Below are 23,041 nucleotides of genomic sequence, written 5' to 3'. Positions count from 1 at the left end.
AGCAATGGCTGGCAGTACGCCAGCGGGCAGGCCGGGCCTTTCCGGCGCAGGTGTTGGATACGGTATGACGGCAGGCAGTTTCCGCGGCAAGGACAAGACGATGACGGCGCTGGTGTTGTCGTTGCTGGGCATGGCGTTTGCCGCCTCCGCCTCCGCTGCCGCTGCCGATCCGGAACCCGCGCCGGTCGAAACCCCGGTATTCGGTGCCTGGCGCAACCTGCAGACCGAATCCGGCTACGCGCCGGCCCAGCGTAACCTGGCCTTCGCCATGCTGCCGCAGGCGGCCACCCGCGGTGACCGTTTCGCCATTCTTGACCGCGAAGGCAAGCGCACGGTGTGCTGCCTGCAGGTGGCCAGCCCCTCGCTGGGCGTGGCCGCGCTGCGCGAGCAGTACCACCTGCCGCAGGCCTGGGTGACCGACCTGAGCAATGGCCGCAGCCCCGCACGTCCCTATGTGCCGCACGTCTATGCGATGCAGCGGGTGGACGAGCTGGCCGACTACAGCTTCGCCGATGTGCCTGGCGCCTACAGTGACCTGGGCGGGCTGCTGATTCCGGAAGGTGCCGCGCTGGAGGCCGACGGCAGCGCCGTGCGCCTGGGGGACACCCGCTACCCGCTGCATTTCCAGCGCCAGCCGCACGCCGATGACGATGGGGCGCTGGACCGCTACAGCCTGCAGGCCGGCGAGGGTGCCGCCCCGATCGTGGTTGAAGTGCCGTTCGGCACCTACTGATTGCAGCTTCGCACTGGCTAGAATGCAGCGCGGCGCTGTCTGCCGTGCCTGCTCCGTGAGTCGTTGCCGTGTCCCTGCGCCCCTTCCTGCTGTCGTCCCTGCTGCTGTTGTCCGCCTGTGCCAGTGCGCCGCCGCCGCCGGCCCATTCCGATGCATTGTGGCGATTGATCGAACGTGACTGCCGGGGCCCCGAAGGTCCACGCGGCGACTGCCTGCACGTGGAGACAGCCGCAGACCGCCGCGATGTGCTGGTCAAGGATGCGCACGGCGACTACCAGTTCCTGCTGATGCCGCTGGACAAGGTGAGCGGTATCGAGAGCCGCAGCCTGTACCAGCGCGGTGCGCCGAATTACTTTGCCGCAGCCTGGCAGGCCCGCAGCCATACCGAGCAGGCCCTGGGCCAACCGCTGCCGCGCAACGTCGCCAGCCTGGCGCTGAATTCACCGCATGGCCGCTCGCAGCACCAGCTGCATATCCATGTCGACTGCCTGCGCGCCGATGTGCTACAGGCCCTGGATGCACATGCCGGTGCCCTGGGCACCCGGTGGGCGCCACTGCCGGTGCTGCTGCGCGGCCATCAGTACCAGGCCCGGCTGCTGCCGGGTGCGGAGTTGACTGCCAATCCGCTCAACCTGCTCGCCTATGACCTGAGCGGCGTGGGCGATGTCGGCCAATGGAGCCTGGTGGTGGCTGGCCGGGACAACGTGCAGGCTGGCCCGGGTTTCATCCTGCTCGCCACCCGCGTCGACGCGGGTAGCGGCAACGAGGCCAGCGGCGAAGAGCTGCAGGACCACGCCTGCGCGATCCTGACCGGTGCAGGCGACGCGCTGGAGCGGGTGCGCTAATTCCCCGCCTGGTGGTGGCTGCGCCAGATTGGTGCGGTCAGCGCCAGCAGCTGGCGATCCTGCCAGCCATCCAGCCCAAGGTGCTGGTCGCGCAGCACGCCTTCCTGCTCGAAGCCACGGGTGCGAAGCGCGTGGGTAAAGGGGGCGCTGCAGTCCGGCGGCAGCATCACGAACAGCCGGTGCAGGCCGACATCCTCGAACAGGAACGGGCACAGGGCCTGCAGCATCGCATCGGTGTGCGCATGCCAATGCTGCAGCGACAGCAGCTCGGCGCAGCGCGAGTGCAGCGAATGCAGGCGGACGTGCAACTGGTCCAGCACGGTGCCGTGCTGGTCATCAAAAACGCCCAGCATCAACTGGTCGTTGTCCTGCTCAAGGCGCGAGCGGTGCATGTGGGCGAGGAAGCGTGCTTCTTCGTCGATGCCAGGGTGAAGATGCCGACCGCGCCGGCGTCGGTCGTCGAACAGGCGCCAGGCCGGCAGATCGGCCCGCTGGAACGGGCGCAGGGTGACCGGTGCCACCTGCAGCTGCAGCAGATGGCGGCGCGACACAGGGCGCAGCGGGGGGAGGAGGGATGCGGGGTACGGGGTCATCATCCCCGGAACGATGGCAATGTCCGCTTCGCCAGACCATTCAAAAGATTGCAAAAACGCGACGACCACCGGGCGGAGCCTGATTCGGTTCAGGCATAAGTCCATCAGGGCTGGTCATTTCCGTTGAAACCATCCATTCAGGACACTTTCGTTACGGGATCGTTATGCGCCGCGCAGGCCTCCGGTCCCATACCACCCGTCCAACTCCCCCAGGAAGCCCATGTCCGCCTCCCACAAGGCGCTGCGCCCGCGTCCGCTGGTGCTCGCGCTGTCGTCCCTGATGCTGGTCTCGTCGCCGGCCTTCGCGCAGGAAAGCGCACCCACCTCATTGCAGGAAGTGAAGGTCACCGGCTCGCGCATTCCGCGCGCCAGTGTCGAAGGGCCGTCGCCGGTGACCGTGATCAGCCGCGAGCAGATCGACGCGCAGGGCTACCGCAACGCATTCGACGCGCTGAGCGCCCTGACTGAAAACACCGGCAACGTGCAGGGTGAGGACTTCGGCAACACCTTCACTCCGGCGGCCAACACCATCAACCTGCGTGGCCTTGGCCCCAACCGCACGCTGGTGCTGATCAACGGCCGCCGCCAGGCCGACTACCCGCTGGCCTACGAGGGCTCGGTGAACGTGGTCAACCTGGCCAACATTCCCAGTGCGCTGATCGAGCGCATCGAGGTCTTGGCGGCCGGTGCGTCGGCGGTGTATGGCTCCGACGCCATCGCCGGCGTGGTCAACATCATCCTCAAGGACCGCTTTGAGGGCGTGGACGTGAACGTGCGGGCCGGCGGCACCCAGCAGGGCGGTGGTGACAACCAGCGCGCGCAGGTGGTTGGTGGCAGTTCCGGCGAGCGCTGGGACGCGCTGTTCGGCTTCGAGTTCGATGTACGCAAGGCGATCCACGCGCGCCAGCGCGACTTCATGGACTCGCTCGATGATGACCCGGCCGGCAAGGCGCCGCAGGCGACCGCGATCGCCTATCGCCGCAATGCTGCCACCGGCCGCAACATCGATCCGGGCGTCAACGGCTGCGACGGGGCGTCTGACATCTATGGCGGCAGCGTGTTCCGCGCCTTCAACCCGCGCCAGGGCTGGTACTGCGGCAGCAACGAGGCAGCGGCCAGCTACTGGACCGTGCAGACCCAGAAGCGCAACCTCAATGGCTATGGCCTGCTGACCTTCCACGTCAACGAGACCACCGACCTGTTCGCCGATCTGGCCGTGGGCAGCGCGCGGATCTACAACAACACGCGTGCACCGACCTGGACCTCGGCCCGCAACTACTTCTACAACCAGACCACCGGCAACCTGGAAAGCTGGTACCGCCGGTTCGCGCCGGAGGAAATCGGTGGCCTGCCGCGCAATGCCAACCGCTTCCTGGAAAACTCGTGGTCGTTCAATGTCGGCGCACGTGGCCAGATCGGCGACAGTGGCTGGGACTATGAGGCGGTCTACAGCCGCTCGCGTTACGAGAACCGCACCCGCCGCCCGGTGCTGCTGGCCGACATCAACGAATACCTGCTCGGCCCGAAGCTGGGCGTACGCAATGGCGTGGAGGTCTATGCGCCCGACCCGGCACGCCTGTTCAAACCGTTGACCCCGAACGAATACGAGGGCCTGTCCGACTACCAGGAAAGCCGCAATGCGGCATGGCTGCAGACCTTCAGCGCCAGCGTCAACGGCCGCCTGTTCGCATTGCCTGGCGGCGATGCGGCGTTGGCAGCAGTGGTTGAGGCCGGCAGCCAGGGCTATCGCAACCGACCGGACCCACGCCTGGGCAGTGGCGAGTTCTGGAACACCAGTGCAGGCGTCGGTGCCGGTGGCGAGCGTGACCGCTACGCCGCAGGTGTGGAGCTGCAGTTGCCGCTGCTGCAGTCGCTGACGACCACGTTGGCCGGCCGTTACGATCAGTACCGTGCGGGTGGCGAGCACATCGGCAAGGCGACCTGGAGCTTCGGCGTCGAGTTCCGCCCGATCGAGAGCCTGCTGATCCGTGGTACGGCGGCGACCAGTTTCCGGGCGCCGGACATGAACTACGTGTTCGCCACCGAAACCCGCGGCTACAACCCGGGCATGACCGATTACTGGCGCTGCCGCACGGCGGGCCAGTCGTACGACAACTGCGACTACAACGGCCTGTCGATCGATTACAGCAACCGCGCCAATGCACAGCTGCAGCCGGAATCTGCCAAGTCGTATGGCTTCGGCGTGGTCTGGTCGCCGCTGTCCGGCCTGGATTTCAGCGCCGACTACTACGACATCCGCATCGACAACGAGGTGACCAGCCTCGATACCAGCCGCATCCTGCGTGATGAGGCCGATTGCCGCCTGGGCCGGACGCTGGGTGGCGAAGCGCGCGATATCGGTTCGCCGCTGTGCCAGGACGCGCTGTCGCGGGTGATCCGCAACCCGTCCAATGCAACCGTGCAGCCGGACCAGGTGACCCGCGTGCTGATCAATCCGATCAACGCGGCCTCCGAATCGGTTCGCGGGCTGGACCTGAAGGGCAACTGGCGTTTCGATGCCGGCCGCTACGGCCGCTTCACCACGCGCCTGGCCTATACCGTGGTGCTGGAACACAAATACCGGCAGTTCTCCGATGATCCGGAGCGTGACATCCGCAATTCGCTGGACGACTACCAGTGGCGCAGCAAGGCCAACGGCAGCATCACCTGGAACCAGGGTGACTGGACCACCACGCTGTACGGCAACCGCTTCGGCTCGCTGCCGAAGACCGACGGCAGTGGCCGCATCGCGCCGTACATGACGTACAACGCCAGCGTGTTCCGCCAGTTCGGCGAGAACCTGTCGGTGGGTGTGATCGTCAACAACCTGCGTGACAGCCGCCCGCCAGCGGACAAGAACGGTGGCGGCTGGCCGTTCTACCCGGTCGGCAACTACGACCCGTATGGCCGCCAGTACTGGGTGCAGCTGGACTACCGGTTCCGCTGATCCGGCAGGCGAACGAAAGGCCCGGCATTGCCGGGCTTTTCTTTGTGCAGCGCATCCGTGCTGCCGTCGCGCACGTGGCATGCTGTGGCGATACATGGAGGAGGATGCGCATGGATGTCAGGATATGGAGTGTGATTGCCGTACTGGCCGTTGCCGGTTGCAGCAGCGAGCGGGCGGCCAGCGTGGACGAGGCTGCGGACGCGACCAGTGCCGCGCCCGTGCCGTCCCAGCTCAACGCAACAGCCGATGCGGGCTCAACGCACGGGCAAACGGCATCGATGCGGGTGGCGGCCAAGCAGGGGCCTGCGAATGCGGAGGGACACTTCCTCGAGGGCGAGCGCTTGCTGTTGACCGAAGGCGCACTGTCGGCGGAAAAGAGCGACGTGATACTTGGCTCGGACAACGCCTTTGCGCAGGCGATCAGCCAGTTCGAGCGGGACGCGGCGGGCCAGCCGGAAGTGCAGGACCTGACCCGGCTCTACAGGGCGGCCGCGACCCGGCTCATCGGCAGCGGCGGCACGCTGGTGTCTTTCGCCTGTGGCTACAGCCTGTGTGGCGGCGAGATACGAAGCCGTACCGATGAGGATTTCAGTGCCTGGTCCGAGGCGATCGGCATGGACAAGGCGGCCCCGGTCTACAGCCTGGCCACGGCGCCGATGACATGGGGCAGGGACCAGCGTGGTGGGCGCTTCGTGTTCTCGGTGGACCCGGCATCCAACAGCATTACCGCGCAGTGGGGCCCTGACCGGTGACACATGCAGCTAGGGCAGCGCTTGTTGCAGGTACGACTCGATGACGTAGCTGAAAGGCTGCTGCTGGCGGTCGCGAAGCAGGGCCCGAACTTCCAGGATGACGCCCTGGTCGCCTTCACCGCGTGGCGGCCAGAAGGTCTGATCGGCCAGCGTCTGGCGCTTGAAGCCGAGCGGGCCGACCACCCGGCCGAAGGGTTCATCGGTGGTATCGAGCACCTGGTTCATGGCCGGACTGAGATGGTCGGGCAGGTACCAGTTATCGGCTTCTGACAGCACGCGGCTGCCACAGGCCAACTGCACGCGGCGGTAGCGCAGGGGCGTGCCCGGTTCTGCGGCCAGCGCCTGCAGCACTTCGGTCGGGGCCGGTTTGTCGGTGCCGCGCACGCGCACGGCGCGGACCCGGGCCTGCTCAGCCAGGCCATGTTCGGCGCACCAGGTTTCGAGCGTGGCGGTGGCGCTCTGGCCGGCCAGCACGCGCTGATGCAGCATTTCCACCAGGGCGGCCGAGGCGATGCGTTGCTGGCCGGGTGGCGCCTGCGGCGGGGTGCTGGCCCCGGCATCGGTGGCGGACAGGCTGGCGATCGGGGCGGCGGCAAGCAGGGAGGCGGCCTGCCAGCGGCGGAGACGATCGTGGCGGTCGGACGGGCCCATGCGGCATCACAGCGTAAACAGGCGTCCATGTTACCCGTTCAGGGGTGTGCACGGCGTGTCTGCGACCGGTTGTCGCAGGGCAATCATCGCTCTGGTGAATGTGTGCCATCCAGATATTTCGTTGGCCGATGGCTTTGCTGGGGCGCAAGATGGCGCCAGTCTTGGCTTTCCGGGAGTTCCCGATGACCCTCCAGTTCGTCCATGGCGGTGTCGACCGCGACGGTGCGCCACTGCATTTCCATATCCGTGATGGCCGCATCAGCGGGCTCAATGGCGAGGCCGCGCCGGCCGAAGGGGCGGAATGCGTCGACCTGCAGGGCTTCGCGGTGCTGCCCGGGCTGGTCGACGGCCACATTCACCTCGACAAAAGCTTCGTCGGCGACCATTGGCACCCGCACCAGCCGGTGAACAGCCTGCGTGAGCGGCTGGCGGTGGAGAAGGCGGCGGTGGCGGGTGCGGCACCGATGGTGGACCGTGCCGAGGCGCTGATCCGCCAGTGCAGTGCGTTCGGTACGGTGGCGATGCGCTGCCATGTCGATATTGACGCCAGCACCGGTCTCGGCCATCTCGAAGCGGTGCGCGAGGCGGCGCTGCGCTGCGCCGACATCATGCGGATCCAGCTGGTGGCGTTTCCGCAGGCCGGGGTGATGTCCTGTCCCGGCACCGCCGCCGTACTGGAGCAGGCGCTTGCTGCGGGCGTGGAGGTGCTCGGCGGCATCGACCCGACCACGCTCGATGGTGACGCCGAAGGCCAGCTGGCGCTGTTGTTCAGCCTGGCCGAGCGCTACGGCGTGCAGCTGGACATCCATCTGCACGAGCCCGGCGAAACCGGCCTGGCCCAGCTGCTGCGCATCGCTGCGCGCACCCGGGCCGCTGGCCTGCAGGGGCGGGTTGCGGTCAGCCATGCCTATGCGCTGGGCGACGTGCCGCTGGCGCGCGCGCTGCAGGTGGGCGGAGCATTGGCCACGGCGGGTGTGGCGATCATGAGCAACGCGCCGGGGGATCATCCGTTCCCGCCGCTGCGCGCGCTGCATGATGCCGGCGTTCGCGTGTTCGCAGGCAATGACAACATCCGCGACTGCTGGTGGCCGTATGGCAATGGCGACCTGCTGCAACGGGCGATGTTGCTGGGCTACCGTTCCGGCTTCTACACCGACGCCGATCTGATGCTGGCGCTGGACATGGTCACCACCCATGCCGCGCAGGTGATCGGCCTGCCGCAGCATGGTATTGCCGAAGGCCGGCCGGCGACGTTCGTGGCCGTGCGTGCCGACCACGGCCCGGCCGCCGTGGCCGGGGTGCCGGTGGAGCGCCGGGTGGTGGTCGACGGCCGCTGGCTGTAGATCCACGTCATGCCTGGATGGCACCATCGCGTGGTCTCATTCATCCACGCATGGCGTGGATCTACCCCGATGTGCCGTCAGGCGTAATCGTCGGCGCGGGTGGCGACGAATTCCTCAAGCCACGCAAGCAGGTGGGCAATGTCGATGATCTCGCCCTGCTCGACGCGCTTGAGCAGCAGCGTGCTGGCGCCGATCTGCAGGCTGCTGTCGGCATAGCGCAGCACCGCGTCGATGCCCCAGGCATCGGTGACCTGCATCCAGGCCAGGCCTGGCACGCGCTGGGCCAGAGTGTCACCGAACGCCACGCCCAGCGCTTCCCAGCCATCGCAGTCGTCACGATCGATCAGCTCGGCATCGACCACGCGCTGCAGGGTGGTGGCCGCCAGCGGCCACTGCACCGGCAGCGTCGGGAAGCCGGCCGCCACGCGCGCGGCGATCAGCGAACGCTGGTGCTGCAGATGCGTCTGCAGGGCAGCGGGCAGGGGATCGAAGCGGGTGGGGATTTCGTCGGACATGGCAAGGCGCCGTGGAGCACGGAAACAACAGGCACTCTACGAGGCGATGTTGCCCGCCGTGCGGCCGGAGTGACCATGTTTCGATGCGTGATGCGCGAAAGGCATCCACGCATGGCGTGGATCTACTGTGGTCAGTCCGGTTCGCGTTGCACCTGGCGCCACAGCTCGCTGGCCAGCGCACGCACGGCATCGTCGGCATCGGCACGGTGCAGCAGGCCGATTTCGTAGTTGTCGATCACCGGCAGCTCACGCTCGCCATCGATGATGCGGTGCTCGCGGCTGACCGCGCGGCGTGGCAGCAGGCTGATGCCGATGCCATCGGCCACCGCGCCCTGGATGCCGCTCAGCGACGAACTGGTGAAGGCGATGCGCCAGCGCAGGCCCAGCGCTTCCACGGCATGGATCATCTCGTCGCGGTACAACCCGCGCGGCGGGAAGGTGACCAGCGGCAGCGGGTCCTGCTGCAGGCAGCTGCTGCGCAGGCTGTCGATCCAGTGCATCGGCTCGCGCCGGCAATGCACCGCCTGGCGGCTGTTGCGGCGCTGCTTGACCAGCACCAGGTCCAGCTCGCCGTGGTCGAAGCCCTGCGCCAGGTCACGGCTGAGGCCGCTGCTGATCTCCAGCTTCACCTGCGGGTGGCGACGGCTGAAGGCGGCCAGCATGCGCGTGGTCTGCGGGTTGACGAAATCCTCGGGCACGCCGATGCGGACGGCGGTCTCCACCGTCGCACCGGCCAGCGCCTGGGCCATTTCCTCGTTCAGGTCGAGCATGCGCCGCGCGTAGCCGAGCAGGGTGTGGCCGGCGTCGGTGGGGTGCACGTCGCGGTGGCCGCGTTCGAGCAGGCGATGCCCGGCCAGTTCCTCCAGCCGGCGCACCTTCTGGCTGACCGTGGACTGGGTCGAATGCAGGCGCGTGGCCGCTGTAGTGAAGCTGCCGCAGTCGGCCACCATCACCAGCGCCCGCAGCAGGTCCAGTTCGAACAGTGTTCTATTCGATTTGGCACTGTCTTGCATTTGAACATTTCACTTCTGGATACCCAGGCCGACTTCTACCATGCAGGGCAGGGGCCGGCAATGCCCGGCTGTTGCTACCGTCGCACGGCGTTCCGTGGCGACGGACATGAGGAGACACTGTCATGCGCGTCCATCATTCCCCTGGCTGGCCTGCGCCGTTGGCGCGCATGTTGCTGTTGTGCCTGCTGGCCATGGTCACCCCGGCCTGCACCGCAACGTCCAAAGCCGACGTCGATGGCCGCCTGCGTGATGCCGCCAGCCGCGGCGACGCCGATGCGGTGCGGCAGGCAATCGAGGATGGCGCCACGCTGGAGGCGCGCGATGGCCAGGGCCGTACCGCGCTGCTGCTGGCCACGCATGGCAACAACGTGGATGCCGCGCGTGAGCTGATCGAGGCCGGGGCAGACGTCAACGCCAAGGACGCTTTGCAGGACAGCGCCTACCTGTACGCCGGTGCGCGCGGCCTGGACGAGATCCTGGCGATGACCCTGGCGCATGGCGCCGATCTGCGCAGCACCAACCGCTATGGCGGCACCGCGCTGATTCCGGCCGCCGAGCGCGGTCACGTCGCCACTGTGCGCACGCTGCTGCGGGCCGGTGTGGCGGTGGACCATGTCAACCGGCTGCACTGGACCGCGCTGCTGGAAGCGATCCTGCTTGGCGATGGCGGTGCGCGCCAGGTGCAGATCGTGCAGCTGCTGCTGGAGGCCGGTGCCGACCCGGAGCTTGCCGACGGCGACGGCGTGACGCCGCTGGCGCACGCGCGCCAGCGCGGCTATACCGGAATTGAGACCCTGCTGCGCCAGCACGGCGCGGTGCGTTGAATGCAAACCCCTTCCACCCGCACGCTGGGCGTGCCCACCAGGATGCTGTCCATGTTCCGTTCCCGTCCGTTGTCCCTTGCCACCCTCCTTGCGGTAGCACCGCTGTCGGCGTCTGCCGCCGAGCGCGCCGACCTGCTGATCCGCAATGCCACCGTGGTCGATGTCGAGCACGCCAGCACCCTGGCCGGGCAGAGCGTGGTGATCCGTGGCGAGGACATCGTCGCCGTCGGCCCGGACGCACAGCTGCGCAGCCAGTGGAGTGCGGCCCGCCAGATCGATGCCAGGGGCAAGTACCTGATCCCGGGCCTGTGGGACATGCACGTGCACTTCGGTGGTGGCCCGGCGCTGATCGAAGAGAACAAGGCGTTGCTGCCGCTGTACATCGCGCATGGCATCACCACGGTGCGTGACTGTTCCGGCGATCTGCCCGAGCAGGTGCTGCAGTGGCGTGGCGAGATCTCCAAGGGCACCCTGTTCGGCCCACGCCTGCTCAGTTCGGGCGCGAAGATCGAAGGCATCAAGCCGGTCTGGAAGGGCACGATCGAAGTGGGCAGCGAGGCCGACGCCGACAAGGCGATCGCCCGCCTGCAGCACGACAAGGTTGATTTCGTGAAGATCACCGACAGCACGCTGAAGCCGGAGCTGTTCCTGTACTCGGCCAGTGCTGCGCGCAAGGCCGGCTTCAAGGCCTCGGGCCACATTCCGATGGCGCTGACCGTGGAGCAGGCGGTCGATGCCGGCCTGGCTTCGATCGAGCACCTGGACTACGCATTCAAGGCCGGCAGCAAGGACGAAGCGAAGATCGCCGCCGACTTCGGTGCCGGCCGCATCGACCGCGCCGAAGCCAACCGCCGCCTCGACGCCAGCTTCGACCGTGACACTGCGATGCACGCCTACCGTGATTTCGCCAAGCGCGGCGTATTCGTGACCCCGACCCTCAACGGTGGCCGCATCCTCGACTTCCTTGACCAGGATGACCACGCCAACGACCCGTACCTGGCCTACATCGGCCCTGGCCTGCGTGCGACCTACCAGTGGCGCGTGGACCGCGCGGCGAAGGCCACGCCGGCGCAGATCGAAGCGCGCCACGCGCAGTACCACCAGGTCGCTGCAGTGCTGCCGATGCTGCAGGAGGCCGGCGTGACGATCATCGCCGGTACCGATGCGGGCTTCCTCAACTCGTTCAACTTCCCGGGCATCGCCCTGCACCAGGAGCTGCAGCTGTTCGTGAAGGAGGGCCTGAGCGCACCGCAGGCGCTGTCGGCCGCAACCCGTTCCGGCCCGGCCTGGTTCGGCCAGATGGACCGTTACGGTGGTGTTGCACAAGGCAAGGCGGCCGATCTGGTGCTGCTGACCGCCAACCCATTGCAGGACATTGCCGCCACCGAAAAGATCGACAGCGTGATCCTGCGTGGCAACGTGTATGACCGCGCCGCGCTGGACAAGATGCTGGCCGAGACCAGGGCCAAGGTGGCGGCGTGGAATGCAGAGGCGGCGAAGACGCAGTGATCGACAGGGTCAGAGCCCTTCCCGGGTGGGAAGGGATCCGACCCATGGAGTTGGACGGCATCCACGCCATGCGTGGATGACACGGCCGTTGGCCTAACGCGGTGCCGGCCGCATGCCATGCAGCTGCGGCAGTGCGGCCTTCATCGCATCGATGAAGGCGCGCAGCCGCGGCGGCTGCTGGCGCGCAGCAGGAAACACGACATGCACCGGCAGTGCCGGCGCCTGCCAGTCCGGCAGCAGCTGCACCAGACGTCCTTGTGCGAGGTCGTCGGCCACCAGCCAGGCCGAGACCACCGCTGCGCCCAGCCCGGCGCGTGCAGCCTGCTGCACCACGAACAGGTTGTCGCTGAGCAGGCGCGGGCTGATCGACAGCGTATGCGCGCGGCCCTGTGCGTCATGCAGCAACAGGCGTTCGCGGTAGTAGGTGACCAGTGAGATCCATGGCAGTGCCTGTGCCTGTTCTGGTGTGCTGATCGCGGTGGACTGCACCAGCGACGGCGCCGCCACGACGATGCGCGGCACTTCGGCGAGCGGCAGTGCGACCATGCGCGGTTCGTCGACCGGTCCCACCCGCACCGCGCAGTCGATGCCTTCTGCGATGAAGTCCGGGCGCCTATCTTCCAGGATCCACTCCAGGCTCAGCTGCGGGTGCTGGGCGAGGAACGCGAGCATGGTCGGCAGCAGCTGTGCCTGGCCGAACGCGTGCGGCACCATCACCCGCAGGCGTCCGCGCAGCGTTTCCGGTTCGCCGTGCAGTTCGGCCTGCAGCGACTCCCATTCGTCGACCACGCGTTGCGCATGACGCTGGCAGCGCAGGCCGTCCTCGGTCAGCTGCAGCCCATGTGTGGAGCGCTGCAGCAGGCGCAGGCCGAGCTGTCGCTCCAGGGCCTGCAGGCGTCGGCTGACTGTCGGCTGGGTGGTGCCCAGCTGCACGGCCGCAGCAGACAGGCTGCCCGCGTCGACGATGCGCAGGAAGGTGCGCAGCAGATCCAGGCGATCGGCGCCGGTGGTGAGGTCATTCATGCGTATGGCGTATGAAGAATATGTAATGAAGCCTACTACAGACGTTTGGCGAATAGTGTACCGGCGCGCGATAAATGGGGCGTGGAATGCGAGATAAATGGGTCCTGCCGCAGATTGCGTAGCGTGTAACGAATTTGCAGATGCAGAAACGCCCCGGATGGCCGGGGCGTCAGGTTGAGGCAGCTGTGGACCGAATAGGGCGGTCAAGCATCCAGAGCTGGATGGCCGTGCACGATCTCGCCGAGCCGGTGGACGGCAACCTCTTGCAGCTTGGCCAGCAGGCAGACCAGCGACCACACACGGGCGCGAGAGATGCCGTTCAAGTTGGATTCGGGGCTGATCAGGTCGATGATCGCAGCGCGGGCCTCGCCAATCCCCTCATCACTGACGCCCTCCGGCAAGTTGCGTGCCTCAGTGGCGTGGAAGAGCATCGCCAGGTTATCCCTGTTGATGGCGTCGTTGCCGCCCCGGACTTCCAGTGCATCGCGCAGGCCATTCAGCGCTCCGGCAATGGTGTCAAGGTCATCATGCGCTTGGGATGCTGCCAGCTTGAGCGAGCGGAACGGGGGCTGGCTGGCGGAATTGATCATGTTCATTGTCGGTTCCTCGAGGTCTGAGTTACCGCCACCCAACTGTCAAATGAGGTGGCGGACGGCGCGCGGTTGACAGACCGGCTCGAGGACCGGCAGGCACAGTGGCCTCCGCGCACCGCCCACCGTAGAACTGGTAGGCAAGCCCCGCCCGATGCAGGACAACAAAAAAGCGCCTTCATCGGGCGATGGGCGCTTGTGCGCCTCGAGTATTGCCGGGCTGTCAATTCCCGATCACCCGTGGGGTGACGGGACAGACACTACACCCTCAGGGCTGCATATGCAACAGCCTTGGGGGTGGGTGGTCACCGCCCCGTGACTTCGCCCTCGGAGAATCTGGCGAACGGCCAACGGCCGGAAGAGCAGCCCACCCTGCGGTCGTTGTTGAGGCCGAGGCCCACGGACACGCACCGCTTGTCCGTTAGCGCCTGGCTCAGCGCTCGGGAACAAACTCTTCCTGACCGGTTTCCAGGTTCATGCGCATCCAGCCCCTGACGCCATCCCGCACAACGATTGACCGAGCGCGCAGGGGATCGTCAATCGCCTCCTGTCGCCGGCGACGCTCCACGCTCTCAGTCAGCTGGTTCAACCACTCCCAGCTACCCGGCTGGATCGGCTCCACCTTCACCGGCTTCGATGGCAGGGCCAGGCCGATGCGGTGCGCATCCTTTTTCAGCAACTCCAGCTCGGACTCGATGCTGAGCATTTCCCGATCAATCTCACCGATCTTCGCCAGCGAAGCCTTGAGCGGGAGGGCCTTGGGCCAATTTGCGATGCCATCCAGGGCGTCGGCAGTCGCCAGCTTCATCTCATCCAGGAGGAAGTAGGTAGCGGCAAGCTGGGTGAGCGGCTCCCTGTCAAAATCACCGCCGTAGACCGCTCCGCGCAGCTGTCCCGGCAGGGTGCCAAGCATATCGTCGGGCTTCATCGTGTTGAGCCGCATGGCCGACCCTACAGTGGCCTTCATCTGACCGGGGTCACCGTTCCCAAAGATGGATTTCCTGAGCTCATCGGTGAGCCTCTGACGATAATGTTCAGCCTTCAGATCCAGCATGCGCCACACGAGCGTCGTGTAGTCCCTGCGCGACACGGGCTGCGAGACGATCCTGCCCCTTTCCCCGGCCAGCACCTCCAAGCGCTGGTAGCGCTCAGAAACGGCGGCAGTGATTTTCTCTTTGATCGCGCCCAGGCTTTCGATGCTGGACTGGATTTCCGTGATGGTGTTCATGGGGACCTCTTATCGTTGAATGGCCTTTTGGGCCATGATCGCGGCTTGGATAAAGCCGATAGATGGGTTGGCGTGTTGCACATCACGCGCCAGTTCGTACAGCTGCATCTGTGCACGATCAACCTGGTACCCGATGGGTGCGGAGAAGTTCGCAACAGAGGGAGTGCCGCCGTGCGCAGGTTCTGCAAAGCTCAACGGCTGCATTCCCTTTACAGCGGGGGCTTGGGCACCCAGAAAGCCGACATGCCGGAGGTAGTAGGTACCCGGCATGGGGTTGCCTGGCGAGTTGGGAAGGTAGATCGAGGCTGAGACGCTCTTGTAGGAGCCACTTCGCACCGAGCCGATCAGGCTGTCATCCACATCGGCAAAGGCGTAGAGCTCGCCATCCATTTCAGCCAAGCCTCGCACCTGACCATAGGTGTTCGTCTCAACATCAGGGTGGCCGAGCACCAAGGGGGCAGCCTTTACCGCCTGGCTATAGTTGAGGGCAACGGCGGTGACGGCCCGCTTGTCGATGGTGACCGAGCCAGACTGAGAGTTCCATGTACCAGCTCGGAAGATTTGAAATGCACGCAATGCCATTTTGAAATGCCTGTCACAGGGTAGGAATAGAGAGCTGCATACGCAGCAATCACGTGCTTCTACGGCCTATCAGTAGTTGCTTTCCAGTTCCGACCTTCACGTCGATTGCGTTCGCGGCTTCGCTGCAAGATTCGACGGACCGAACGCTCGGAGATGCCACAGGACGCAGCAATTTCATGAGTTCTCTCTCCGGCTCGGTAGCGGGAAACAATGGCCGCGTGTTGTTCGGCCTGGCGGTAAGCCGCCATCGATGGGATATAGACCGATCCCCCAGAGAATGCCGTCAGCACAGACGCCACGGCCGCTGCACCAGCCGCCTCGCGTCTGTCCTGGTCACACCCACGGATTACCAGTTGGCGGATGACCTCCGCTTTCAATCCGGCAATGAATCCGTCCCGGCGAGCCTTGGTGTCGCTGCGGCGTCCCGCACCTTCGGCGGAGACCGGAAAGCACAGATTGACCCCGCCATGCTCCCGCGCGACGTACTGAATAGCCGCTCCAACTACCGCAGGAACGTCCACCTCTGAGTTCAGCTTGTGCAATGCACGTGCAAGAGCGGCAGCAAGGCCCTCCATCACACCCGAGCCCTCATTTGAGAATGGCGCCAAGTCGCTCACCTTTGCTGCCCACCCCTTGCCCTGCCCATCGTCAGCCGCACCCCTGCCCGCTGGTGTCTGACACGCGTCTGAGGGCGCGCAGCCGCATTTGAGCGGATGATCACAAGTCTTTGAGCTTCTATCTTGCACGTCAGCCTCCCAACACGTGGCGGATCGCCTCGGAATTGCGATTGATCTTGTTAATGAACACGTGGTCACTCCCGGGGTCATCCAGGTAGTTCGCCAGCAAGCTCGGCTCCACCACATTCACCATCCGCAATCCAATGCGCGGTGCCTGGCTCGCGGGAGCGCCAGTAGCCACCATCCTCGCCATTGGCTGTGAGACCGACATGGGCTGTCCAAGGCTGACCGGGCCGCCCTCCGCGTAGCCATCGCGCCAGCCGCCGATGGCAGCCATGCCCACTCGATTGAATGCTGAGAGGAATGTCTTGGCACCAGACTGACGAACCACTTCCTGGCGCAAGACGAATTCATCGGCATGCACGATGCCGGCAGGCTTGTACTTACCACCAGGCCCCGTCCAACCACCAGTTGCAAAGCTGGCTGCACTGGACACAGCCATAGCCGCGGCAGCAGCCTGCATCTGGCTGGCGGCCTTGCTGACCGCCTGCGCGCCGATGACCAGGCCGAGTCCCGAGGACCCCAGAGTGGTTGCTGAGGTCTCCAGCTTCGCGGCACCAAGGCCAATAGCTGCACCGGCTGCTGCCGCAATCGTTGCAGCTTTGGTCATCTCTTGCGCCCCATCTCCACCGCCACTCGAACCGGGGAACAGGCTCATAAGACGCATGGCGGCGGCTTGAGCAAGCTGAGCTGCGGCGAACTCGGCAATACCCAGCGCCAAGCTGGAGAAGAAGTTGGCAATCGAATCACTCAGTGAATCGGTTTGCGTAACCAGGGACATGAACAGGTTCTTGAATGACCCTTCAAGGGTGTTGCGGATCGACTGTTGCAGAAGGCTGGTTGTTTGCCCCATCTCTTGGAGCTTCAGCTCAATCTGATCCACCGCCGCAATGACTGCCGGGTCCTTGAGCGTCAACGCAATTTCGCGCATCTCAGGGATAATCTCCCTGATGGTGCCGAGCTTCTTCTGGTAGACCGCAACAATGCGATCTTGAGCCTGTGCCTCAGTAATGAGACCCGCCTGAAGCTCAACCTGGATGCGCTGCTGATCAAGCGCGATGGCCCCGATTGTCTGGTTGTAGGTCTCCTGCAACGTCTTGAAGCGTGTGCTCGCCTCGCTCAAGTTGAGTAGTTTGGTGACGTCGGCCGCTTTGGCGGTTTCGCCCAGACGTTCCAACTCCTGCTTGAGTAGGTTCAGCTCTCGGCGGGTCTTTGCCAGTTCCGCATCCGGGCCTTGCCCCTGCAATTGGGCAATTCGATCCCTGACCCCGAGCAGCTGTCGATCAGCATCAAGGCGCTGGTCAGCCAAGTCTTTCTCTGCTGCCTTGTCCAACAACTCTTGCTTTGTGCGCGCAGTGGAATTCTTGAACTCACCCTCGGCAATGGCAGCCTCGATACGAGCCGTTTCGGTAGCCTTCTTGTGCATTTCATCCAGCGTTCCAACCAGCTGAATTTGCTGCTTTAACCGCTCCAGTTCGCGTTGTGCAGCGGCCTCATCCTTCTGCGCGTCGGATTTTCGAGCCTTGGGCGTCGTCTCCAGAAACTGACTTTGTAGCTGCTTGACGCGCCGATCATAGGCACCGCCGCTGACGCTGCCATCGTCCCCAAACACCACTCCCTTGAGCAGGTCACTGCCGGGGCTGATCGCACGAAGCGTACGGAACTGATCGGCGACCTCCGCAGTGGCCTTTCTCAGCTTCTCGGCCTTGCTGGCACCACTATCGAGCGCACGTGCCAGGTCATCTGCTACGGCAACACCCTTTCGGCGAAGTCCTGTCACAAAAGCCTCGCCCGACGCGAGTTCGTCCTGGTCTTCCTTCTGCGCCTTCAACAGAGCCAGTCGGCGCTCCAGCTCGGCGATATCGTTGGCCCGGTTCTGATCGCTCAGATATCGAGGTGCAACAAAAGCGCCACTGCGCAGCGCCGCAAGCTGCTGCTGAGTCTTGGCGATATCGATTTCCAGCGTTGGGTTGGAAATGTTCTTCAGGTCTGCCGTAAATGCCTGCCACTCCTGACGAAGCTGGCTCACAAAGCCAGTGAGGCCGCGAGTGGCATCCTGCACGCGCTTGAGCCGCTCGGTGTAGACGTCGGCCATATACTCCACCGCCACCCGAACCGCGTCGGTCTCGCGCCCCTGCTCTTCGAGAGAACGCACATGCTCGTAGACTTCAACGGTCAGGAAGCCATATTGGTCACTGAGCTTGCGCAGCGTTTCGGTAGGTGACTTGGCGAGCTCGGAAATCTTGGCCGTGGTCGAATCGATGGAATCACCTGTCAGCTTTGCCAGCGCAGCAGCTGCGCGACTGGCATCGTCCAGGGTCTTTCCGGAGAGCTGTCCGCTTCGAGTGAGCTGCTCCACCGACGCGCGCGCCAGGTCGTAGTCCTTGACCAGCCCGCCAACCTCACCGGCAAGCTGGTTCAGCTGGCCAGCAGTCCTGCCCGAGCTGCCACCGTTGGCGATGATCGCCGACTCCAGCGATAGCAATTCCGTGTAGCCACGGTGGGCCATATACGCCATAGAGCCCAGCACCGCAGCGGTACCGCCGACAGCCAGCACCATCGGGTTGATGGCCGCCGCCACCGCCCTCGCAGCAGGGCCGATGCCGCCGAAAGAGTCCTTGATCTGGCCGCCCTGCTGCACCGCGACCATCCAGATCGGCATGCCTGTTGCCAGGCTGGTGGTGATATCGGTGATTTGTGCAGGCAACTGCCGCATGGCGGCCTGATACTGGCCCGCAGATACGGGCCCAGCACCCATTGAGCGCGAGAGCGCATCAGCGTTTTTGACCGCATTGCGTTGCGCGGTCAGGTCCGACAACGCGCGATTGTACTGCTCACGACTGATTCGGCCGGAGTCTACTGCAACCTTGAGTGCACGCTCATCCTGCTCGAGCTTCTGGAGCTTGACCGAGGCTTTGTCGTAGCGCCCTACAGCCCCATCCACGGCCTGCTCGCGCTGTCGCTCAGTGCGCGCGAGCGCGCCACCCTGCTTATCCAGAGCCTTGATTGCGTTGTTGTAGTCCTCGGTGCTGAGCAACCCTCTGGACATCGCCCTATCGAGCAGGGTCTCCGTTTCAGCCAGGTCGGCCATGCTTGCTGCACCGCGCTGCAAGCGGGCATCAAGCTCTCCAATCATGCGAATTTCGTCAGCAACCGTCTTTTGAACAGCGGTGCCAGATGCACGCACGCGATCTGCCGCAGCTGCAACATCTGCTGACATGGCTTTGGCCGACCCGCCCGCTGCCTCCATGCCAGCGGCACCCTTGGCAGCACTTGCCCCCGCTTCTTCCATGCGGCCTGCGGACTCAGAGCTGCTCCTGCTGGCTTTGTCCAAGGCCTGTGCAACCTTGGTGGACTTCTGCGCCAACGCGTCAAAGCCAACACCAGCAGCACTGCCAGCATCCTTAATCGAGCTCAAGCCACGCTGCAATACCGGCAGCGCCTTTTGCGCCTGCTCGATATCCACGGCGATACGCATCGCCAGTTCCATGCTGCGCTTGCTTGCCATGACTATTCCTCTGACAGCAGATGCCTGAGCAGCGCTGCGGTTTCCTTGGGTGCGCCGTTCACGGCGGCATTCATGTCGTTGATGCGTTCAGCGCGAAAGCGACGGCGCTGTAGCTGCGATTCGCGGTAGAGAAGCTGCAACTGACGTCCCGTCATTGATTTCAGTTGCTGGCAAGGCCCATAGCCCGCCTGGGTCAAGGCGCTGAAGACCTTGGCCCAGCTCACGGGTTGCTTTGGGGCGCCTCTGCGATTGCGCGCCGGAGGACCCGACGGATAAAAAAACCGGAGTTCACTCTCCACCAGGCAAGCATCAGCAGTTCACCCTCGGCCTCAGCCAGAGACTCCACCCAACTACGTTCGACATTGGCTGACTTCGCCATCAGGTCCAGAATCACATCGGCATTGCGAGCGCAGATTTCACTCACTTGCTCGAAGCTGGGAACGGTGCTGCCTGGCTTGAACACGCCGTACAGGTCTTCCAGGAAGGATCGAGCGGTAGCCTGGATGAAAAGCCCCTCGGCGAAGGTGTACTCACGTACAGAGAGCTGTTGACCGGCCACCCGAACCTGGCCTTCGCCCATCAATATCTCCAGTTCAGCCTGACCGCCTTCACTGCCGGTTTTAGTCATCTGCGTCGCCTCGCTGGTGCCCAGCTCGGCATCCACGTTTCCAATCTTCTTAGCCATTTTTCACCTCAGGGTCTGTGAGCGAATTGAAACAGAAGCGGACAGCTGTCTCATGAGGACCCGGGTCCGGGTGCGCACGGTACGGAAAGCGAGTAGAGGGTCCGCTTGCCGCTCTCGATGGCAAGCATCTGGAATGAACGAAGCGTCATACCTGGCACTCCTTGTGGTGCTCACCGTCCTTTAGCTTGTTCGTCGCTTGGAGGTGTTTCTCTGCACGCCTGATCATCTTGCAGACGGCTTGGGTCGATACATTCAGCATCGTCGCGATTTCGCTCCTGCTCTTGTTGTTCTGAAGGTGGGAGTGAGCCTGTAGTGCCCTTGCCAATGCGGCATCCCGTTGCCCGCTGGGTACGTAGATGCAAAGAGAGCAGCATCGAGCCAGCAGCTCCTGGCGAACGTCTTCGGTCGCAGCGGCGAGCTCCAGGTCATCCAGCAGGGCCGCCTGGCGCAGTTGATGAGAGAGTTCGTCCTCAACCAGGTCGAGGAGTTCCATCCCCAGCTTGCTGGCATGACCTCCTGCCTTGGACCGGTTCGTCGGCAGGTAGATCGTGCTGCCTCCAAATTGGGACTTGATCCGGCCACACACTTGCCTGGATACCGCGAGGGCGTCGGCATGCGGAACATCCGCGCTACTGAGGACAAGACGGATCACGTCCGTAACCTCATCAAAAAAGGTTCTGTTGGCCGACACGCTCTTGCTCCAGATGACATTCATGAAACCGGACAGCTGTCCGGGTGACGAAAGTATTCCGGTGGCGTCGAGGCAATTCCCTGAAACCAGTTTCTAGAAATGAAATTTCGCTCAAAACGCTCGGCGCCGAGCGTTTTGCCCTCTATGGCGGCGGCAGGCAAATCATGCGACGTCGCATGATTTGGAGCATGAGGCAGTCGGCTAGGAGGGGTAAAAGTGACACGTTGTCACTTTTGGTGATCGACATTGGACGGGCCAAATCATGCGCATGCGAATGATTTGAGCCAGCCTCACGCTCAACCCAAATGCCGCGACGTCGCGGCATTTGGAGCTGGCTCGGCGGATGCCGGGGCGCGAAAAGGGACACAGTGTCCTTTTTGGGTGTTTGGCAGGCGGCGCGGGCATAGTCTCGGCTGGGCCACTGGCGCAGGCGCGCTGCTACGCCAAAACGGACATCGTGTCCGAAATGCGTCGCATGCGACGCATTCGGCGTGAGGGTGAGGCTGACTTAAATGTTTCGACATCGAAACATTTGGACCTGGCATCAGCTGATGCCGAGGTTCGAAAAGCGACACAGTGTCGCTTTTGAGTGTTTGGCCGACGCTGGCATAGCCTGTGCTGGGCCAGCGACACAGTCACGCTGCCATGCCAAAACGGACTTTGAGTCCGAAATGCGTCGAATTCGACGCATTTCACTCAGGCAAATGTCGCGGCGCCGCGACATTGGGGCCGAGGGTGAAGCTGGCTCAAATGTTGCGGCGTCGCAGCGATCGTCGCCGCCTGGCATGGATTGCCGCTGGTGCAACCCATCCCCCTCGCGCTCATCGTAGTCCGCAATAGGCAAGGATAGTCCGGGGTAAATATCGCACCACTCCCCCTGATATATCTCACCCCTGAACAGAATAGCGGCAGGATACGCCCACTTCCTCCACCGGACTCCCCCATGTCTACCCCTTCGCTATCCGTCGCCGCCGCGCCCGTGACCGCACCCTCCACCCCGCTGGTGCTGGCAATGGCGGCCGGCGCCGGCTTCTCGGTCGCCTCGCTGTACTACAGCCAGCCGATGCTGGGCCTGATCGCCCAGGACCTCGGCGCAGGCGAGCGCGCCGCCGGCCTGGTACCGACCCTGACCAAGCTCGGCTATGCGCTGGGCATCCTGCTGCTGGCACCGCTGGGCGACCGCTTCGACCGCCGCACCCTGATCCTGTTGAAGTCCGCGTTGCTGGCACTGGCACTGGGCGCCGCAGCGATGGCCGGGCACCTGCCGGGGCTGCTGATGGCCAGCCTGCTGGTCGGGCTGATGGCCACGCTGGCACAGGACATCGTGCCCGCCGCTGCGGTGCTGGCGCCGGATGCACAGCGTGGCCAGATCGTCGGCCGGGTGATGACCGGCCTGCTGCTCGGCATCCTGCTGTCGCGCGTGGTCAGTGGCGTGGTGGCTGAAGCATGGGGTTGGCGCACGCAGTTCGTGCTGGCCGCGGTATCGGTGGCGGCGATGGGCGCGGTGATGGCGCGCGCGCTGCCGCGTTTCGTACCGACCAGCACGCTGCGCTATCCGGCGTTGTTGGGTTCGTTGCTGGCGTTGTGGCGCGAGCAGCCGCAGCTGCGCCGTGCGGTGGCCAGCCAGTCGTTGCTGGCAGTGGGCTTCAGCGCGTTCTGGTCGACGCTGGCGCTGATGCTGCATGCCCGCCTGGGCCTGGGCAGTGCGGCGGCGGGTGCGTTCGGTATCGCCGGTGCGGCCGGCGCATTGGCTGCGCCGTTTGCAGGACGTTTCGCCGATCGCCTGGGTTGCCATGCGGTGGCGCGGCTGGCGATCGCAGTGGCGCTGCTGGGTTTCGGGCTGCTGCTGGCCGAAGCCTGGTTGCCGGCCGCCGCGCTGCTGCCGCTGCTGGTGGTGAGTGCGCTGCTGTTCGACTTCGGTTTCCAGTCAGCGCTGGTGGCGCACCAGACGCTGGTCTATGGCCTGGTGCCGCCGGCCCGCAGCCGCCTCAATGCGCTGCTGTTCACGGGCATGTTCATCGGCATGGCCGCCGGTGGTGCGCTGGGCAGCCTGGCGCTGGCGCAGTGGGGGTGGCACGGCGTGGCCTGGCTGGCGGTGGTGTGTGCGGGCAGCAGCCTGCTGCTGCGCTTGAAGTAAGGGGGGGTGTTTGGCAGGGCTTGCAGCCCTGCACCTGCGGTAGTGCCGGCCGCTGGCCGGCAACAGCACAAACAGCGGGTTTACTGTAGGCAGGCGGGTGGGACCGATTGCGGGGTGTCAGCCGCATGGATGCGG

The 23,041-nt window shown here is 64.8% G+C and carries 21 protein-coding genes; 8 read left to right on the top strand and 13 right to left on the bottom strand.

Features of this window, described 5'->3' with window-relative positions; genetic code table 11:
* Nucleotides 1–64 precede the first annotated feature (64 nt).
* Together CKW06_RS14385 and CKW06_RS14380 are read left to right on the top strand one after the other, a co-directional pair.
* Complete coding sequence (locus CKW06_RS14385) at nucleotides 65–733, top strand: hypothetical protein (RefSeq protein WP_024957561.1); 669 nt, start codon at nucleotides 65–67, stop codon at nucleotides 731–733.
* 68 nt (nucleotides 734–801) lie between these two features.
* A complete protein-coding gene (locus CKW06_RS14380) occupies nucleotides 802–1,578 on the top strand; it encodes a CDP-diacylglycerol diphosphatase (RefSeq protein ID WP_024957560.1) in 777 nt (258 codons plus the stop codon).
* Here CKW06_RS14380 and CKW06_RS14375 read toward each other — a convergent pair.
* Nucleotides 1,575–2,174, bottom strand: a complete 600-nt coding sequence (locus tag CKW06_RS14375; protein WP_024957559.1) for a GNAT family N-acetyltransferase — start codon at nucleotides 2,172–2,174, stop codon at nucleotides 1,575–1,577. The two genes, CKW06_RS14380 and CKW06_RS14375, sit on opposite strands and share 4 nt — an antisense overlap.
* Nucleotides 2,175–2,391: 217 nt before the next feature.
* Between CKW06_RS14375 and CKW06_RS14370 the strand changes: the two genes are divergently transcribed.
* Both CKW06_RS14370 and CKW06_RS14365 read left to right on the top strand, forming a co-directional pair.
* Nucleotides 2,392–5,118: a TonB-dependent receptor plug domain-containing protein gene (locus tag CKW06_RS14370; protein WP_024957558.1), complete on the top strand. Its 2,727-nt coding sequence runs from the start codon at nucleotides 2,392–2,394 to the stop codon at nucleotides 5,116–5,118.
* A 131-nt stretch (nucleotides 5,119–5,249) separates the two neighbouring features.
* On the top strand, nucleotides 5,250–5,870 hold the full coding sequence (locus CKW06_RS14365) for a hypothetical protein (RefSeq protein WP_231910781.1): 621 nt from the start codon (nucleotides 5,250–5,252) through the stop codon (nucleotides 5,868–5,870).
* Nucleotides 5,871–5,879: 9 nt separating this feature from the next.
* Here CKW06_RS14365 and CKW06_RS14360 read toward each other — a convergent pair whose 3' ends face one another.
* Nucleotides 5,880–6,521: a hypothetical protein gene (locus CKW06_RS14360; RefSeq protein ID WP_024957556.1), complete on the bottom strand. Its 642-nt coding sequence runs from the start codon at nucleotides 6,519–6,521 to the stop codon at nucleotides 5,880–5,882.
* A 182-nt stretch (nucleotides 6,522–6,703) separates the two neighbouring features.
* On the opposite strand from CKW06_RS14360, the gene CKW06_RS14355 reads away from it, so the two are divergent.
* Complete coding sequence (locus CKW06_RS14355) at nucleotides 6,704–7,864, top strand: amidohydrolase family protein (protein ID WP_024957555.1); 1,161 nt, start codon at nucleotides 6,704–6,706, stop codon at nucleotides 7,862–7,864.
* A gap of 77 nt (nucleotides 7,865–7,941) precedes the next feature.
* Here the strand turns inward: CKW06_RS14355 and CKW06_RS14350 are convergent, their stop codons facing one another.
* Nucleotides 7,942–8,379 carry a DUF3806 domain-containing protein gene (locus tag CKW06_RS14350; RefSeq protein WP_024957554.1) on the bottom strand — a complete coding sequence of 146 codons (438 nt, stop codon included), beginning with the start codon at nucleotides 8,377–8,379 and terminating at the stop codon, nucleotides 7,942–7,944.
* A gap of 131 nt (nucleotides 8,380–8,510) precedes the next feature.
* Nucleotides 8,511–9,392 (bottom strand): LysR substrate-binding domain-containing protein, encoded by an 882-nt coding sequence (locus CKW06_RS14345; RefSeq protein ID WP_024957553.1) that lies wholly within the window; start codon nucleotides 9,390–9,392, stop codon nucleotides 8,511–8,513.
* 122 nt (nucleotides 9,393–9,514) lie between these two features.
* Here CKW06_RS14345 and CKW06_RS14340 point away from each other — a divergent pair, with 122 nt between their 5' ends.
* Complete coding sequence (locus tag CKW06_RS14340; RefSeq protein WP_024957552.1) at nucleotides 9,515–10,216, top strand: ankyrin repeat domain-containing protein; 702 nt, start codon at nucleotides 9,515–9,517, stop codon at nucleotides 10,214–10,216.
* 51 nt (nucleotides 10,217–10,267) lie between these two features.
* A complete protein-coding gene (locus CKW06_RS14335; protein WP_024957551.1) occupies nucleotides 10,268–11,725 on the top strand; it encodes an amidohydrolase family protein in 1,458 nt (485 codons plus the stop codon).
* A gap of 93 nt (nucleotides 11,726–11,818) precedes the next feature.
* Here the strand turns inward: CKW06_RS14335 and CKW06_RS14330 are convergent, their stop codons facing one another.
* The 9 genes from CKW06_RS14330 to CKW06_RS14295 form a co-directional block, all read right to left on the bottom strand.
* Nucleotides 11,819–12,748, bottom strand: a complete 930-nt coding sequence (locus CKW06_RS14330) for a LysR family transcriptional regulator (RefSeq protein ID WP_024957550.1) — start codon at nucleotides 12,746–12,748, stop codon at nucleotides 11,819–11,821.
* Between the two features lie 203 nt (nucleotides 12,749–12,951).
* Nucleotides 12,952–13,344 carry a hypothetical protein gene (locus CKW06_RS14325; protein ID WP_024957549.1) on the bottom strand — a complete coding sequence of 131 codons (393 nt, stop codon included), beginning with the start codon at nucleotides 13,342–13,344 and terminating at the stop codon, nucleotides 12,952–12,954.
* A 427-nt stretch (nucleotides 13,345–13,771) separates the two neighbouring features.
* Entirely contained in the window at nucleotides 13,772–14,566 is a 795-nt protein-coding gene (locus CKW06_RS14320) for a hypothetical protein (protein WP_038646191.1), read from the bottom strand.
* A gap of 9 nt (nucleotides 14,567–14,575) precedes the next feature.
* Nucleotides 14,576–15,148: a hypothetical protein gene (locus tag CKW06_RS14315; RefSeq protein ID WP_024958671.1), complete on the bottom strand. Its 573-nt coding sequence runs from the start codon at nucleotides 15,146–15,148 to the stop codon at nucleotides 14,576–14,578.
* A 59-nt stretch (nucleotides 15,149–15,207) separates the two neighbouring features.
* On the bottom strand, nucleotides 15,208–15,723 hold the full coding sequence (locus CKW06_RS24215; RefSeq protein ID WP_076738607.1) for a Mor transcription activator family protein: 516 nt from the start codon (nucleotides 15,721–15,723) through the stop codon (nucleotides 15,208–15,210).
* 172 nt (nucleotides 15,724–15,895) lie between these two features.
* Complete coding sequence (locus CKW06_RS14305) at nucleotides 15,896–19,393, bottom strand: phage tail length tape measure family protein (protein WP_038646193.1); 3,498 nt, start codon at nucleotides 19,391–19,393, stop codon at nucleotides 15,896–15,898.
* A 2-nt stretch (nucleotides 19,394–19,395) separates the two neighbouring features.
* Nucleotides 19,396–19,617, bottom strand: a complete 222-nt coding sequence (locus CKW06_RS23620; protein ID WP_125899025.1) for a hypothetical protein — start codon at nucleotides 19,615–19,617, stop codon at nucleotides 19,396–19,398.
* Nucleotides 19,614–20,078, bottom strand: coding sequence for a DUF6631 family protein (locus CKW06_RS14300; RefSeq protein ID WP_024957176.1), 465 nt, complete (start codon nucleotides 20,076–20,078; stop codon nucleotides 19,614–19,616). Before CKW06_RS14300 ends, CKW06_RS23620 begins: the two co-directional genes overlap by 4 nt.
* A gap of 145 nt (nucleotides 20,079–20,223) precedes the next feature.
* Nucleotides 20,224–20,793, bottom strand: a complete 570-nt coding sequence (locus CKW06_RS14295) for an RNA polymerase sigma factor (RefSeq protein WP_038646112.1) — start codon at nucleotides 20,791–20,793, stop codon at nucleotides 20,224–20,226.
* A gap of 919 nt (nucleotides 20,794–21,712) precedes the next feature.
* On the opposite strand from CKW06_RS14295, the gene CKW06_RS14290 reads away from it, so the two are divergent.
* A complete protein-coding gene (locus tag CKW06_RS14290) occupies nucleotides 21,713–22,906 on the top strand; it encodes an MFS transporter (RefSeq protein ID WP_024956235.1) in 1,194 nt (397 codons plus the stop codon).
* Nucleotides 22,907–23,041: the final 135 nt, after the last annotated feature.

The organism is Stenotrophomonas maltophilia (genome assembly GCF_900186865.1).
Lineage (GTDB): Bacteria > Pseudomonadota > Gammaproteobacteria > Xanthomonadales > Xanthomonadaceae > Stenotrophomonas > Stenotrophomonas maltophilia.
Note: the sequence above shows the minus strand (reverse complement) of the source record. Positions and strands in the feature narration are given on the sequence as shown.

Bases quoted from the DNA above. Each gene is read 5' to 3' on its own strand.
- CKW06_RS14385 (WP_024957561.1), top strand. From the start codon at position 65: ATGACGGCAGGCAGTTTCCGCGGCAAGGACAAGACGATGACGGCGCTG.
- CKW06_RS14375 (WP_024957559.1), bottom strand. From the start codon at position 2,174: ATGATGACCCCGTACCCCGCATCCCTCCTCCCCCCGCTGCGCCCTGTG.
- CKW06_RS14370 (WP_024957558.1), top strand. From the start codon at position 2,392: ATGTCCGCCTCCCACAAGGCGCTGCGCCCGCGTCCGCTGGTGCTCGCG.
- CKW06_RS14360 (WP_024957556.1), bottom strand. From the start codon at position 6,521: ATGGGCCCGTCCGACCGCCACGATCGTCTCCGCCGCTGGCAGGCCGCC.
- CKW06_RS14355 (WP_024957555.1), top strand. From the start codon at position 6,704: ATGACCCTCCAGTTCGTCCATGGCGGTGTCGACCGCGACGGTGCGCCA.
- CKW06_RS14350 (WP_024957554.1), bottom strand. From the start codon at position 8,379: ATGTCCGACGAAATCCCCACCCGCTTCGATCCCCTGCCCGCTGCCCTG.
- CKW06_RS14345 (WP_024957553.1), bottom strand. From the start codon at position 9,392: ATGCAAGACAGTGCCAAATCGAATAGAACACTGTTCGAACTGGACCTG.
- CKW06_RS14340 (WP_024957552.1), top strand. From the start codon at position 9,515: ATGCGCGTCCATCATTCCCCTGGCTGGCCTGCGCCGTTGGCGCGCATG.
- CKW06_RS14335 (WP_024957551.1), top strand. From the start codon at position 10,268: ATGTTCCGTTCCCGTCCGTTGTCCCTTGCCACCCTCCTTGCGGTAGCA.
- CKW06_RS14330 (WP_024957550.1), bottom strand. From the start codon at position 12,748: ATGAATGACCTCACCACCGGCGCCGATCGCCTGGATCTGCTGCGCACC.
- CKW06_RS14325 (WP_024957549.1), bottom strand. From the start codon at position 13,344: ATGAACATGATCAATTCCGCCAGCCAGCCCCCGTTCCGCTCGCTCAAG.
- CKW06_RS14320 (WP_038646191.1), bottom strand. From the start codon at position 14,566: ATGAACACCATCACGGAAATCCAGTCCAGCATCGAAAGCCTGGGCGCG.
- CKW06_RS14315 (WP_024958671.1), bottom strand. From the start codon at position 15,148: ATGGCATTGCGTGCATTTCAAATCTTCCGAGCTGGTACATGGAACTCT.
- CKW06_RS24215 (WP_076738607.1), bottom strand. From the start codon at position 15,723: ATGGAGGGCCTTGCTGCCGCTCTTGCACGTGCATTGCACAAGCTGAAC.
- CKW06_RS14305 (WP_038646193.1), bottom strand. From the start codon at position 19,393: ATGGCAAGCAAGCGCAGCATGGAACTGGCGATGCGTATCGCCGTGGAT.
- CKW06_RS14300 (WP_024957176.1), bottom strand. From the start codon at position 20,078: ATGGCTAAGAAGATTGGAAACGTGGATGCCGAGCTGGGCACCAGCGAG.
- CKW06_RS14295 (WP_038646112.1), bottom strand. From the start codon at position 20,793: ATGAATGTCATCTGGAGCAAGAGCGTGTCGGCCAACAGAACCTTTTTT.
- CKW06_RS14290 (WP_024956235.1), top strand. From the start codon at position 21,713: ATGTCTACCCCTTCGCTATCCGTCGCCGCCGCGCCCGTGACCGCACCC.